We start from the raw sequence: 14,036 nt of genomic DNA on the forward strand, positions 1-14,036 counted from the left end.
ACAAAAGCGTATCTAATTTACGCTCTTTTTTCAGCAGTAAAACTGCCAACTACGGTTAAAGTTTAGAACTTAAGAATTTGGATAGTATTAGCAAAAAAGTGAATCAGAATATCAGTCATTGCAGATAAGTATGAAATTATCCTTTAATAGACTGAAAAAACTCTCGAAAAGGACGAGAGTTCAGAAGAGTAAGCCTTTAGACTCTGAGCATGGTAATACCGCGTTTCTTTAAAGCTTCACAGATATCGTCAGGAAGCCCCCTATCAGTAATAACCATATCAAGATCATCTATATCGCATATTTTATAAAGACTGGTGGCTCCATACTTACTTGAATCGACAACCAGAACTTTCTTGGCATATCTCTTCAATAGAGCTTTCTTGATTATTACCTTCGAATAGCTTGGAGTTGATACTCCAGGACTTTCATCAATCCAGGCATTACATGCCAGGAACACCAGATTAGGATTGATTTTATCAAAATACTGTTTAGTGTCATCTCCTGAACAGGATTTTGTAGTTTTATCTATATGTCCTCCGGTTACGATTACATCTACCAGAGGCAGTTCTGAGAGTACAAGAGCTATATTAAGATCAGGTGTAAAAACGGTTAAAGGTATATTAGGAATGTTGCGGGCTATCTCCATAGTAGTAGTTCCTGCATCAAGAATAATGCAGTCACCTTCCTTGATAAGAGAAGCTGCTTTTTTTCCGATTAATGCCTTATCCTGATGTCTGGTTACAGCCTTCTCCGTGACTGGTGTCTGAATAGGGATGTAGCGATTTAAAGTTGCTCCGCCGTGAACTCTGCTGATTGTGCCCTTTCTGGTAAGCTTAGCCAGCTCTCTTCTGATTGTAGAAGGAGAAGCACCTGTTACCTCAACAAGTTCCTCTACTGTTACAAGGTTATGCAGTTTTAGGTGATTTAAGATCGTCTCAACTCTATCATTACTCATCGCATGTATCCTTATGTCTCTGATTAGGATTATATTCAAGAGCAGATAATTTAGTAGTGAGCCTGTACGTATTCTCAAAAAAAGATGAAGTGAAGATATCAGAACAAAGCTGACAAAATATCGAATATTGCACGTGAAAGATTAAGACAAATGTATGTATTTTTTCAGATATACGGAAATTTTACCTATATATCAGATAGTTGCCATTATTATTTCTGATAAAAATCTGGCTGTATACTTCATTAACCAACAAAAAAATCTAAGTTTCTTCTAAGAGATCAAGCCTATTCTTCAAACAAACATACAACCTGTCTGTTTAGGAGAATATAAAAATGAAATTCAAGGCAGTATTAGTGTTAGCAGCTTTAGCATCTGCAGTTAATCTTGCAAATGCAGCAGATGATACCTCAATTGATGTAACCTACAATACCGGTGATACATCAATCAGCGTAAGTAAGAATTCAAGTACAGGATCTTCGGCTCCACTTCCACCTCATCATGCACCAAAGACTCATGATTTAGACGGACATCATCCAGACTTTGCACATGAGCCTCCTCATGACGGCAAGGGACCACACCATCCTGATGGTAAAGAACCGGCTCATTTTGACGGAAAAGGTCCTGCTCACCCAGATGGGAAAGCACCAGAGTTTCACGCTAAGGATGGCAAGCATGAAAAACCAGATATGAAAAAAGATCTTCATGAGAAGAATACTGCTCACAACGGAAAGTTAGATCATAAAAACCAGATCGATGCTAAGCATGAGGCCCCAAAAGCATCCAATCAGTATAAGGATCTAAGAAAAAAAGGTTAGAAAGATTTAAACTATGAAGCTATAGTTATCTGCCTCAGAGAAAACTGAGGCAGTTTTTTATTAAAGCAGATCAAGACAGCTCTCTACAGGAAGTCCTTCTAGCTTATCTTCCTTGGTTTTGAATCTATCAACCATCTTGCCTACTGCAGTCATAGCTATTTCAATACTCTGCTTTACAGGCTCACCTTTTAGAATATGACCCATGAATACAGAGCAGAAGATGTCACCGGTTCCAGAGAAAGAAACAGGAATCTCATCATAAGGCAGATTGAAGTATTCATCAGACTTAGGATCATAGCAGCAGACCTGCTTTTTGTTGTCCACGAAGGCACTGGTTACAACGATAGTGCCTGATGTGTATTTTCTTAATGAGTCTATCAGCTTTCGCATTTCATCAGAGGATACAGAACCGCTCTGATAAGGAATACCAGCAAGGAAACATGCTTCTGTGTAGTTAGGAACAATATAGTCTGCTACACCAATCAGCTCGCGCATATAGCTTACGATGCTCTCGGAAATACCATTGTACAGCTCACCGTTGTCAGCCATAACAGGATCAGAGAATATGGTAATACCCTTGGTTTTCAGGAACTTGCAGTACTCATTTACAATCTCAAGCTGCTCATGAGAAATAACAATACCGGTTCCTACGGCATCGAATCTGAAATCAAGCTTCTGCCATACAGAGATAGACTTACGCATGTACTCTGTTGTATCTAAAAGAGCATAATCTCCATATGCAAAGTTATTTGATACAAGTGCAGTTGGAAGATTAAAAAGACTGTATCCCATATGAGATAGAATCGGAATCATGGCAGTCATTGCAACCTTGGTCTGACCGGCCATATCAGTGATAAGTAAAACTCTTTTCGGCATAGAATCGCTCTAAAAATAAATCCTCAAATATATGAGGACTTATTCTACTACAAAGAATCACATCAGCCTATCAGCGGACCAATGTGATGCAAATATGTTTATTAAACAACTACAGTCTGGGTTAGAACACTGACCTCAGGATCGTTTAAGGTACCGTTCTCCACAGCCTTAACAATATCAGTCTGTGAATACTTATCCTCAGGATAAACAACAACCACAGCCTTATCCTGATTCTGCAGGAAGTTATGCTCACCGTATTCTGTATAGCGAGTAGCACCTACAGAAACCATGATCTGTGATGGGAAACCTGCCTCAGCAAGATAGCTGTTAATCATTTCAGCAGGACCTTCATTCTGCTGATTATTAAGCTTGTCAATAAGCCACTCAATCAGCTTGCCGTAAATATAGCTGTAATCACGGACTGCACTGTCCTCTCCATAAGGATGAACAACCCCGTCACGAACCAGGAATGAAGCAATTCTGTATCTGTTTAAGATACCCTTGTCATCAAAACGGTCGATGGCAATTGCGTTGTCAGAAAAGCCCTTTGATGATGGTCCCCAGTTTTTCTTCTGAGAAATCTTCTTAGCTCCTTCCTTGCGGATAGAGCAGTCATTTGATGCACCGAAGAAAACAGGTGTCAGAGCAACAACCTTGCCTTCAGCCCACTCAACATTGCAGATAATTGCACACTCAGGTTCAATCTGAAGCTTCTGCTCTCCCTGAGGGAAAATAATCTTGGTAGAATCAAAAGGAAATACGCCTAAAAACTCAGGGGTAACTTTTGAAGCATGAGGAATGAATGTTGGGAACACAGCCTTTGGAGCCTTGGCTTCTGCTGTTTTAACATTAGTAAAATCAACAGCCTCACCAGCCTGTTCCAGATGTCCGGTAAAATTACCCGCTACGCCGAAGGTAGCCATCATTTTCAAGTTAATAGCCATAAAAAACTCCTTAATTCACTGAGGCTATTTTAGCAATTTTTTGCCTTAATTACATTGATGTTACGCCATACCGCTCTTAAAATATACGCATAAAAACAGAAAATGAAGACTCAGATAACTCTTATAAACACAAGACTAAATCAGAATTCTCAAAAATATTACATGAAAAAATTACTGCTAATTCCCCTTCTTACTCTTCTGTGCAGCTGCAGCGTAAACACACCAAAGGCAGAGCTTCAGCATAAATCCTTTCGAGAAGCCAAGCTAAACATGGTAGAAATCTTCAGAGAGATGGATAACCCAAGGACACTGTACTGCGGATGCAATATCAAATTTCCAAAGCGCGGTGGTTATATGCCTGATCCTGAAAGTTGCGGCTATCACTCCGACAGATACGCAAAAAACGCAAAAAGGATTGAGGCTGAACACATCATGCCGGCATGGGAGTTTGGGCATAAGAGACGCTGCTGGGTAAAGGGACACAGAAGAAACTGTGAACACAATGATGCAGAATTTCAGGCAATGCATGCAGATCTGCACAATCTCTACCCTGCTATAGGAGAGGTTAACAGCGACCGCAACAACTACAGTTTCACTGATAGTCTTTCAGATGATAACTATCATAAAGACTTTATCTCGGGCAAAAAAGTCAGAAATCATTCAAGACACAAAGTCAGAGGCTACGGTCAGTGTGAAATGGTAATAGACAGATCAAAGGAAGAGGCAATGCCTCCAGTTAGAGCCCGAGGCATTATCGCCAGAGCCTATCTTTATATGAGTTCAAGATATAATATAGAACTAGAAAAAGATAAAAAGCATCTTTTCCAAAAATGGGATAAAATGTACGCTCCTGATAAAAATGAGTGCCTGAGAAACAGCCGGGTCAGACAAATCCAGGGACATGACAATCCTTTTGTCAGCAGGCAGTGTCATTATTAAAATCAGAAAAAGAGCTTAAGCCCAGACTATATAAAAACGAATTTCAGCTCGTTTGAGATTTTTTAGCCGAGTTTATATATGAGAACAGTAAGAATTTGCCAGTATAACGCTAACCTTGCAGAAAACGTTGAGCTAGAGCTTGATGAAGATGGCTTCGGACACCTTGTTAGAGTTTTACGCTTCAAAGAGAATGATCCCTTTGTGGTTTTTGACGGCAACGGACACGAGTACGAGGCTGTAATCTGTTCAGCATCAAAATCAAAGGCTACCTATAAATGTGTAAAGGAGATTCAAAGAAACGTTGAGTCCCCTCTTTATATTGAACTAGGCCAGGTTATAAGCCGTGGCGATAAGATGGAATTCACTATTCAGAAAGCCTGTGAGCTGGGAATCAGTGAGATAACTCCTCTTTATTCCGCAAGATGCGGAGTTAAGCTTGATGAAAAGCGCCAGTCTAAAAAGGTTGAGCAGTGGCAGAAGATTGCTATCTCTGCCTGTGAGCAGTCAGGAAGAAATGTGGTGCCTAAAGTAAATGACATCACCAATATTGACGACTGGTATACACAGAATCCCGAGGCTCTTTCATTAACCCTTGATCCAAGAGCAGACAAGAAACTGACTGAGCTTGAAATCAGACAGCATTTAAGACTGTTAATCGGACCTGAAGGCGGCCTTGATGCAGAGGAAATTGCAAAGGCAGCAGAAAACCGTTTTGTCGGCGTAACCTTAGGACCTAGAATTTTAAGAACCGAGACCGCAGCCCTGGCTGCATTGTGTATTCTCGGAAGCAAATACGGAGACCTTTAATGGAGAACTCACCATTAGTTCTTGGAAAGAATACCACCTACGATAACGAATACGCTCCATCAAGACTTCACAGAATTGAAAGAGCGCTTGGCCGTTCAGCAATTAAGCATTTAAAAAGCTTCAACGGTATGGATATCTGGCGTCTGTATGAAATGACCTATCTGAATTTAAACGGTCTGCCAGAGGTCTGCATGGGTATTATGAAGGTTCCTGCATCCAGCAGATATATCGTGGAATCAAAGTCCCTAAAGCTTTATGAGCTGTCATTCACCATGACAAAATTTGAGTCTCTAAAAGATGTGGAGACCGTTTTTGCAAGAGATCTGTCAAGACTTCTTGAATGTGAGGTCGAAGTAAAGCTGTTTGAGGTTAAGAACAAGGAATTTGCCTTTGAGAGTCCAAAGGGAATCTGTCTTGAAGAGCAGGATTTTGCCAAGAGTATGAGCTTTAAGAGCTACGAGTATTCTCCAAAGGTTCTTACTCTTGCCGAAGGTAAGAAAACTGTCTCAAAGATCTATTACACCAATCTCTTCAGATCACTGTGCCCTGTCACCTCTCAGCCGGATCACGCAACAGTAATGATTGAATATAAGGGACTAGCCCCTAACGAAGAGTCTCTTCTGAATTATCTGGTTTCACTTAGAAATCATCAGGGCTTCCATGAGCAGTGTGTTGAGCTTATCTACTCTGATATCATGCACGCATTAGAGCCTTCAGAACTTACCGTTTCAGCATTCTTCACCAGAAGAGGCGGTATTGATATCAATCCTGTCAGAACCAATCTAAAAGATCAGAAATTCACTTCTGTAAGATTTATTAGACAATAACCACTTAAAAATACAGTATTTTTTACAAAAAGCTGTACACGTCAAATCATGGCCCGCACCTGCGGGCTATAATCTAATGGTAATTATTATAAATAAGGAGCCCATATGAGTATTGTAGATGTATGGCCATCAGGTTCCATGGCTTTGTTAACCCAAAGCGAAGCCGATGCTTTGTCCCTGTCGAGCAAGGGAGAGCTTTATGAGCTCTATCGTAACTGCTCTTTAGCTGTTTTAAACAGCGGAAACATTACAGACAATTCAAAGGAATTGCTGGATAATTTCAGTGATTTTGAAATAAGCATCATTAGAAACGAGCGAGGTTTAAAACTAGAGCTTATCAATCCACCTAAGAGTGCTGTTGTAGAAGGTGTCGTAATTAAAAAACTTCGTAACCACCTTTATTCAGTTCTAAGAGATATCGTACAGTTACAGTCCTTAGGTAAGGATGGAGAGAATTTTCTTCGTAAACAGTACGAGTCAGAAAGTGCATATATTACTAACCTGATCTTTATCATTCTGCGTAATGCAGGTGTACTTAAGGCAGGTGTAAAACCAAATATCGCTGTATGCTGGGGCGGTCATTCTATTTCCAAGTCAGAATATGAATACGCCTATAATGTCGGCCTGGAGCTTGGTTTAAGAAAAATCGATATCTGCACAGGCTGCGGACCTGGTGTAATGGAAGCTCCTATGAAAGGTTCCTTCCAGGGCTTCTCCGAGCAGTGTGAGCAGGATAAATGCCGCATGATTGGTCTTACCGAACCATCAATCATTGCGGCAGAACCACCTAATGCAATGGTTTCTGATCTGGTTATTCTGCCTGATATCGAAAAACGTCTTGAGGCTTTTGTAAGATTAGGTCACACAATGATTATCTTTCCGGGCGGACCAGGAACCGCAGAAGAGCTGCTGTATATTCTTGCCATTAAGATGAGTGGAGAGAATAAACATAACTATCTGCCTTTAATCCTGACCGGCAACAAGGAATCAGAAGAGTATTTCAATGCCTTAACAGAATTTTTAGTACTCTGCTTTGGTCCTGATGTAACCAGATATTACGATCTGATTATTGATGATCCTGTAGCTGTAGCAACCAAGGTTAAGCAGAATAATGAGTCTGTACTTGATCACAGAACCATTACTCACGATTCCTACTGCTTTAACTGGACATTAAAGATCCCTTATGAGCTGCAGATTTCTAATCCTGTTTCTCATGAATTCATGGCTAAACTGAACCTCAAGCGAGACCAGGAACCTTGGAAGCTTGCCTGCAATCTGAGAGCAGCCTTCTCTGGTATCGTGGCAGGTAACGTTAAGGAATACGGTATCAAGCTTGTCGCTCAGAAAGGACCATTCAAGCTCCACGGTGACAAGGATATCATCAGATCAATGGATAAGCTTCTGCGAAGCTATATCAAGCAGGGACGTGTACTTCTGTCAAAGAAGGAGTACAAGCCATGTTACGAACTGTGCAAGGACTAAGCTGAAAAGAAAACAGAGAGCTCAAAGACAATATACTCTGAGTTCTCTGTATTACTTGTCTAGAGTTAATCTCCCGATTAACTACAGAGTTGAAATCAGCTCAACAAAATCTCCAGCATTCTTCTTACCGAAAACCACCTTTGAATCATTCAGAATAATACAAGGAACACTCATGATATTGTATTTATCCTTCAAATCAGGATAGTACTGAATATCAAACATCTGAGCCTTAACCTTCTCACTCAAGGAGGCAATTCGCTGAGAGCCCATTACCGCTTCAGGACACATGGTGCAGCTTAAGGACACGACAACCTTGATATCAACATCCTTATCTATTGCCTTAATTGATGACAGAAGAGCATCATCAATTGCCTGCCCAGGACCTGCGGTATTGTATAAAGCCACAATAAAGGAATTGAACTCGTGCCCTCCTGGTACGCCATGGAATACTATTCTGTCTGACGAACCATCATGATTCAGAATATGAATACCAGGCTCTGAGTCGGTATTTATAACTTCATAATGAATTCGCTCTGAGAGGGATGAGAACTCTTCACTAAAGCCCTTAAGCTTTGCGGCTAGCTCAGAGTTATCATCGTGAACTCTAATAATCACATCATTCTCAAATTTTGCGATTACAGCCCCAACCTGAGCCTTTATTTCTGCCGACAGGAAGGAATCAGAGTCTTCACTCTCTGTAGAAATAACCTTTGCTGAAGGAGCACTCTTACTGTCTGAAGATGATTTCTCCTGCTTGAATTCAGGCAGACTCAGCTCATCATGAAGCTTTGAGATATGCTTTTCTGCTGCAGTTGCACTGATAGCGCCATCGGATACGGCAGTTACAACCTGACGCAGATTCTTGACACACAGATCACCTGCGGCATAAACACCTTCAACAGAAGTCATTCTGTTCTCATCTGTGATTACATATCCGTTTTCATCTAATGTAATCTTACCCTTAAACAGAGAGGTATTAGGAACATAGCCTGCGAATACGAAAACTCCGAAATTCTGTCCATCTGAAGATCTGAAATCAGATTCTTCACGTGTAACATTATTGATTAGTTTTGCATATTCAACAGAGTTCTCTCCGTCCACCTTTAGAACTTCAGTATTGAAACGGACTTTTATTGATGGGTATTTTTTAAGCTCATCGCTGACACTTCTGGCACATTTAAAATCGTCAGAACGAACACAGATGGTTATAGAGCGGGCATATTTAGTCAGAAAGATACTCTCTTCAACTGCAGCAAAGCCACCTCCGATAACCAGAAGATCTTTTCCTGTAAAGAATTCGCCATCACAGGTTGCACAGTACGCAACGCCCCTACCCTGGAATTTATCCTCGCCTTCAAAACCAACTCTTCTTGGATTTGCGCCTGTGGCAATAATTACAGATAGAGATTTCAGGAGGCCTTTTGAGGTGGTGATTTCTTTGATTTTATCGTTAAGATTCAGAGAAGTAACATCAGCACTTAGGAATTCGGCTCCAAAATTATGAGCCTGCTGATACATGGTGGAGGTAAGTTCTGTACCGCTGGTACTGATAATACCAGGGTAATTTACGACTTCAGAAGTTATGGTAATCTGACCGCCGATTTTCTCTTTTTCAACAACTAATACTTTATATCTTGCTCTTGCCAGGTATATAGCGGCGGTTAGCCCCGCTGGGCCACCGCCGATAATAATGGCATCATACATTTTATCCATGAGACACCATCCTTTGTGTTTTAGATTAAACCAACCAGATCAAATGAAGGCTTTAAGGTTTCCTTACCAGGCTGCCACTTAGCAGGACATACCTCATCACCGTGCTCCGCTACAAACTGCAGAGCCTGAACCTTACGAAGAAGCTCTTCAGCGTTACGTCCTACATTGCCTGCACTAACCTCGTAAGCTGCAATCTTACCCTCAGGATTGATGATGTAAGTTCCACGCTCTGCCATACCGGCATCCTCGATATAGGCATCAACATCACGAGCCAGCGCTCCGGTTGGATCGCCAATCATAGGATAGCAGATCTTGCCAACCTTCTCGGAGCTCTCATGCCATGCCTTGTGAACAAAGTGAGTATCACAGGAAACAGAGTAGATTTCACAGCCAATCTTCTTGAAGTTAGCATACTGGTTTTCCAGATCCTCAAGTTCTGTTGGACATACGAATGTAAAGTCAGCTGGATAGAAGAACAGTACTGACCACTTACCTAATAAATCAGCCTTGGTAATCTCTCTGAACTCACCCTTGCCTTTTACACCGTCTTTATTCTGGTATACGTTTACTTTGAAGTCTGCTAGCTCTTTATTGATTAATGACATAATTAAAACTCCTAGTTAATATATAACTTACTAAAATTAAAAACCTTTTAAATTATCTAATGCTAACTCATATTAGCATTAGATAACTCTTATCACTAAAAAAAAGAGAAAGTTTTACAACCTGAATCAAACTTCTCGTTCATTTCATGTTAAGAATAATACCATTTAATTTAATCAAATTGAACGCTATTGATAATCATTCTTAATAAGAATTAAGATACATTTATAATTCAGATAGTTAGTAATAAAATTTTGTATATATGGGAATTAACTATGATGAACTAATGCAGGACGTCAGAACATTCTCTTCCAACAAGAGAACATGCTGTTGAGAACAGCTCGTTAAAGTTGTTGTAGAAATTGCTCATGAATGCGCCTAGTGAGAAGGTAAGAACAGCAATACCAACAATCATGGAGATTGCAAAACCTAAAGAGAAAATGTTCAGCTGAGGAGCAGCCTTGGTCATAACACCAAGAGTAAAGTTAACCACCAGCATGGTACAGATTGCACTCATGGACATGGCAAGACCTGCTTTGAACATTGAACCTGAGAAAAACATCAGATCATTTAAGCTGTTAGTTGGGATAAATGATCCCATAGGTAAGGTGGTAAAGCTTTCCAAAAGCAGGTTGAAAAAGAGTAAATGTCCATTTATGGAAAAGAAAACCAGAGTACACAGAACTGTGAAGAACTGACCTACAACAGGAGTATTGGTACCAGACACAGGATCAACCAGTGAAGCGAAACCTAAGCCTGTCTGCATAGCAACAGCCTGACCTGCAATGATAAAAGCCTGGGATACAAACAGAGTAACCATTCCCAGAGCAAGACCGATTAGAACCTCTTTGATAGTAACCAGAATTCCATAAACACTGAATGGCTCAGTATTAGGAGCCAGATCAGGAATATTTGGAAGCATGCACAGAGTAATAGCCAGAGCAGTAAGAGCCTTAGTCAGCGTAGGAATACTACGTGACGAAATCGCAAACATACTGCCAAAAAATGCGCCTATTCTGCACAGAGGCCAGACAAGCTGAGCAATAGCAGTTAATGAAATCGGCTCTAAAAAATTCATTACCCAATCGACTGAGGAATCAGCTCAATAATAAGTCTGAAGAATGACATCAGCTTTTCAAGGCCCCAGTGAGCACCGAAAATCAGAGCTCCAACAGTAACAACCAGACGAGGCAGAAAGGATAAGGTCTGCTCGTTAATTGAGGTTGCAGCCTGAAAAACAGACACAATCAAACCGACACACAAAGAAGGAATAATACTGGCACTAACCAGAATAGCCACCAGTCCTAACGCTTCTCGAACAATATCAATAAAGACCTCGGCTTCCATATTATGTTCCTCCGACGCCTATACCAAAGCTTGTCATCAGAGTACCCATGATGAGAGACCAGCCGTCAACCAGAACAAACAGCATCAGCTTAAAAGGCAGAGACACAATCATTGGCGACAGCATCATCATACCCATAGCCATCAGAATGGATGCTACAACCAGGTCAATAATCAGAAATGGCAGGAACAGCATAAAGCCAATCTGGAAGGCTGTCTTAAGCTCACTGATGATAAATGCAGGAATTACAACTCTCATTGGTACATCATCAAGTTTGTCAATTTTTACATTGGCATACTCTGAGAATGCATTCAGATCAGTCAGTCTGGTCTGAGTTATCATGAATTTGTGAAGAGGCTTCTGGGCAAGTGAGAAGGCTTCCCTGGCCTCAATCTTCTCTTCCATATAGGGTTCGATAGCAGTGGTGTACATATCATCAAAAACGGGAGTCATCACAAACACTGTCATAAACAGAGCTATACCGACAACAACCTGATTTGAAGGTGCGGCCTGCAGACCGATTGCCTGACGAAGAATACTGATTACGATTACAATTCTGGTAAAAGAGGTCATCATCACCAGAATAGATGGGATAAATGACAGAAGTCCCATCAGAATAACAACCTGCAGACTTAATGCATAATCTGAGGTGCCATCCGGATTGATTTTCACAGTAAAGGCGTTAATATCAAGATTGCCTGCAGCTGAGGCAGTAGGAATAAAATACAGAACGGCAGCACTTACAATTGCAATGCAGAGACTGACTGCAAACGTCTTCTTAAGGGAAGCAAGAGTTTTAAGTAAAGCCCTGGTATTTCCCATCATCTCATGATTATTCGCCTTTTGTAGAATCATTCTCTTTCACGCTCTTTTGTGTCTGCTCATCTGCACCAGACATTATTCTTTCAAATTCTAGTTTTACATCATCGACATCTGTAAGGTAGGTAATCTGATTCTGGGTAACACCAAGCAGAACCCTTTTGCTTCCGGCCTTTACAATAACCACTCTCTGCTTAGGACCAACATAAAGCTGGTTTTCAATTCCTAAAGTTCCTTTGTTGACTTTAACAAAACGGGTCTTTTTAAGCAGGTATGCCAGAGCGACAATCAATGACAGGATAACAAAGGTGGACAATACCCAGGAAAAAATAGAGGCTGTGTCCAATACTGGACCACCAGCCTTATCCTCTGCAGCAAGAACATCTGTTACTGCAAAAAAACTAAAAGCGCATACTATACGTCTAATCATACATTCTTTACTGCAACTTCTTAATACGCTCAACCTGACTGATAACATCAGTTAAACGGATACCAAACTTATCGTTAACTACAACAACTTCTCCGTGAGCAATCAGTGTACCGTTTACCAGCACATCCAGTGGCTCGCCAGCCATACGCTCAAGCTCGATAACAGAGCCCTGATTGAGCTGTAGAAGATTTCTGATGGATATCTTTGCGTGACCAACTTCCATGGTAATGGTAACCGGAATATCTAAAATAGAATCCAGTTTCTTACGCTCTTCTGCAGTTAGAGGAGCTTTACCAGGAGCACCATTCTCTTCTTCAAATTCTTCGACAGGAGGTGCAACAGCCTCTTCGTTACCACCTTCCTGAGCACCTAGAGCAGCAGCCCACTCGTCGGCTAATTTCTGATCTTCTGACATACATCACCTTCTAATCGTCATCAAAATCTTCAATCTCATCATCATCAGCAATATTAACTCCATTACCTTTAATAAAGCTGAAGTCATTCTTAGCACTCTTAGGTCTTTCCAGTACCTCAGAGATTCTGATGGCCATTTTATCTTTTGACTGTCCAAGCTTGGCATGATAGCTTGGCAGATCCTCTACATATACTAACAGATTATCAGGAATATCAACGTTTAAAACATCGCCAACCTTAAAATCCATCACATCTCGCAATGAAACCAGAGTATCAAGAAGCTTTACCTTCATATCAACGCTGACATCCATTACCTCTTCACGCAGAGCTTTATTCCATCTTACATCAGTATCGCCCTTGTCAGACTGAACACCAGCATCCAAAAGCTCTCTGATAGGCTCGATCATTGAGTATGGGAAGCAGATGTGAAGATCACCGCCGCCACCATCAAGATCAACATGGAACTGATTTACTACCAGCACCTCTGAAGGAGAAACAATGTTCGCCATCGAAGGGTTAACTTCAGAATCCAGGTATTCAAACTCAACATCCATTACAGGAGACCATGCTTCCTTGTAATCTGCGAATACCATCTTCAGAAGTTTCTGGGTAATTCTTCTTTCTGTTGGAGTAAATTCACGACCCTCAATCTTGGTTCTGAATCTACCCTCGCCACCGAAAAAGTTTTCTACCAGAATAAATACCAGTCGAGCTTCCAGTGTGATCAGAGCTGTACCCTTTAGAGGACGGAAACGAACCATGTTCAAAGAGGTAGGCACGAACAGAGTCTGGGTGTATTCACCAAACTTCATCATATTCACGCCTGTCCAGGTAACTTCGGCACTGTGACGCATCATGTTGAAAAGACTGATACGCATGTGACGGGCGAAACGTTCGTCAACCAGCTCCAAAGTTGGCATACGACCACGAACAATACGTTCCTGTGAGCCAAAATCAAAGCTCTTGACGCCCGTAGTTTCCTGGGGCTTTTCCTCTTCTACATCATCCGCTCCGTGCAACAGAGCATCGATTTCGTCCTGAGTTAAAAACTCGGTCACGTTATAAGC

Annotated in this window: 16 protein-coding genes; 5 read left to right on the plus strand and 11 right to left on the minus strand. The window is 41.1% G+C overall.

Annotation, left to right across the window (positions count from 1 at the left end; all coding sequences use genetic code 11):
* Window positions 1-196: 196 nt before the first annotated feature.
* Complete coding sequence (locus B5D46_RS02375) at window positions 197-955, minus strand: DeoR/GlpR family DNA-binding transcription regulator (protein ID WP_078928054.1); 759 nt, start codon at window positions 953-955, stop codon at window positions 197-199.
* Window positions 956-1,287: 332 nt separating this feature from the next.
* On the opposite strand from B5D46_RS02375, the gene B5D46_RS02380 reads away from it, so the two are divergent.
* Complete coding sequence (locus tag B5D46_RS02380; protein WP_078928055.1) at window positions 1,288-1,770, plus strand: hypothetical protein; 483 nt, start codon at window positions 1,288-1,290, stop codon at window positions 1,768-1,770.
* 60 nt (window positions 1,771-1,830) lie between these two features.
* Here the strand turns inward: B5D46_RS02380 and B5D46_RS02385 are convergent, their stop codons facing one another.
* Together B5D46_RS02385 and B5D46_RS02390 are read right to left on the minus strand one after the other, a co-directional pair.
* Window positions 1,831-2,646, minus strand: coding sequence for a PfkB family carbohydrate kinase (locus tag B5D46_RS02385; RefSeq protein WP_078928056.1), 816 nt, complete (start codon window positions 2,644-2,646; stop codon window positions 1,831-1,833).
* Between the two features lie 101 nt (window positions 2,647-2,747).
* A complete protein-coding gene (locus tag B5D46_RS02390) occupies window positions 2,748-3,590 on the minus strand; it encodes a DUF5718 family protein (protein WP_078928057.1) in 843 nt (280 codons plus the stop codon).
* A 162-nt stretch (window positions 3,591-3,752) separates the two neighbouring features.
* Here B5D46_RS02390 and B5D46_RS02395 point away from each other — a divergent pair, with 162 nt between their 5' ends.
* The 4 genes from B5D46_RS02395 (at window position 3,753) to ppnN (ending at window position 7,645) form a co-directional block, all read left to right on the plus strand.
* Window positions 3,753-4,529 carry an endonuclease gene (locus B5D46_RS02395; protein WP_159443001.1) on the plus strand — a complete coding sequence of 259 codons (777 nt, stop codon included), beginning with the start codon at window positions 3,753-3,755 and terminating at the stop codon, window positions 4,527-4,529.
* A gap of 78 nt (window positions 4,530-4,607) precedes the next feature.
* On the plus strand, window positions 4,608-5,336 hold the full coding sequence (locus tag B5D46_RS02400; protein WP_078928059.1) for a 16S rRNA (uracil(1498)-N(3))-methyltransferase: 729 nt from the start codon (window positions 4,608-4,610) through the stop codon (window positions 5,334-5,336).
* Complete coding sequence (gene queF, locus B5D46_RS02405) at window positions 5,336-6,163, plus strand: NADPH-dependent 7-cyano-7-deazaguanine reductase QueF (RefSeq protein WP_078928060.1); 828 nt, start codon at window positions 5,336-5,338, stop codon at window positions 6,161-6,163. Before B5D46_RS02400 ends, queF begins: the two co-directional genes overlap by 1 nt.
* Window positions 6,164-6,268: 105 nt before the next feature.
* Window positions 6,269-7,645 carry a nucleotide 5'-monophosphate nucleosidase PpnN gene (gene ppnN / locus B5D46_RS02410; protein ID WP_078928061.1) on the plus strand — a complete coding sequence of 459 codons (1,377 nt, stop codon included), beginning with the start codon at window positions 6,269-6,271 and terminating at the stop codon, window positions 7,643-7,645.
* 81 nt (window positions 7,646-7,726) lie between these two features.
* Here ppnN and B5D46_RS02415 read toward each other — a convergent pair whose 3' ends face one another.
* From B5D46_RS02415 to fliM, 8 genes are all read right to left on the minus strand, one after another.
* Window positions 7,727-9,358: an FAD-dependent oxidoreductase gene (locus B5D46_RS02415; protein ID WP_078928062.1), complete on the minus strand. Its 1,632-nt coding sequence runs from the start codon at window positions 9,356-9,358 to the stop codon at window positions 7,727-7,729.
* 20 nt (window positions 9,359-9,378) lie between these two features.
* Entirely contained in the window at window positions 9,379-9,966 is a 588-nt protein-coding gene (ahpC, locus tag B5D46_RS02420; RefSeq protein ID WP_459551245.1) for an alkyl hydroperoxide reductase subunit C, read from the minus strand.
* 278 nt (window positions 9,967-10,244) lie between these two features.
* Window positions 10,245-11,039 carry a flagellar biosynthetic protein FliR gene (gene fliR / locus B5D46_RS02425; RefSeq protein WP_078928064.1) on the minus strand — a complete coding sequence of 265 codons (795 nt, stop codon included), beginning with the start codon at window positions 11,037-11,039 and terminating at the stop codon, window positions 10,245-10,247.
* A complete protein-coding gene (gene fliQ, locus B5D46_RS02430) occupies window positions 11,039-11,308 on the minus strand; it encodes a flagellar biosynthesis protein FliQ (protein WP_031491397.1) in 270 nt (89 codons plus the stop codon). The genes fliR and fliQ overlap by 1 nt, the downstream gene beginning before the upstream one ends.
* Window position 11,309: 1 nt before the next feature.
* Window positions 11,310-12,161, minus strand: a complete 852-nt coding sequence (fliP, locus tag B5D46_RS02435) for a flagellar type III secretion system pore protein FliP (protein WP_234973808.1) — start codon at window positions 12,159-12,161, stop codon at window positions 11,310-11,312.
* Window positions 12,139-12,555, minus strand: coding sequence for a FliO/MopB family protein (locus B5D46_RS02440; protein WP_159443002.1), 417 nt, complete (start codon window positions 12,553-12,555; stop codon window positions 12,139-12,141). The genes fliP and B5D46_RS02440 overlap by 23 nt, the downstream gene beginning before the upstream one ends.
* Window positions 12,556-12,562: 7 nt before the next feature.
* Window positions 12,563-12,970, minus strand: a complete 408-nt coding sequence (fliN, locus tag B5D46_RS02445; protein ID WP_078928067.1) for a flagellar motor switch protein FliN — start codon at window positions 12,968-12,970, stop codon at window positions 12,563-12,565.
* Between the two features lie 10 nt (window positions 12,971-12,980).
* Window positions 12,981-14,027 (minus strand): flagellar motor switch protein FliM, encoded by a 1,047-nt coding sequence (fliM, locus tag B5D46_RS02450; RefSeq protein WP_078928068.1) that lies wholly within the window; start codon window positions 14,025-14,027, stop codon window positions 12,981-12,983.
* Between the last annotated feature and the right edge of the window lie 9 nt (window positions 14,028-14,036).

This window comes from Succinivibrio dextrinosolvens DSM 3072 (assembly GCF_900167015.1).
In the GTDB taxonomy this organism is placed as follows: Bacteria; Pseudomonadota; Gammaproteobacteria; order Enterobacterales; family Succinivibrionaceae; genus Succinivibrio; species Succinivibrio dextrinosolvens.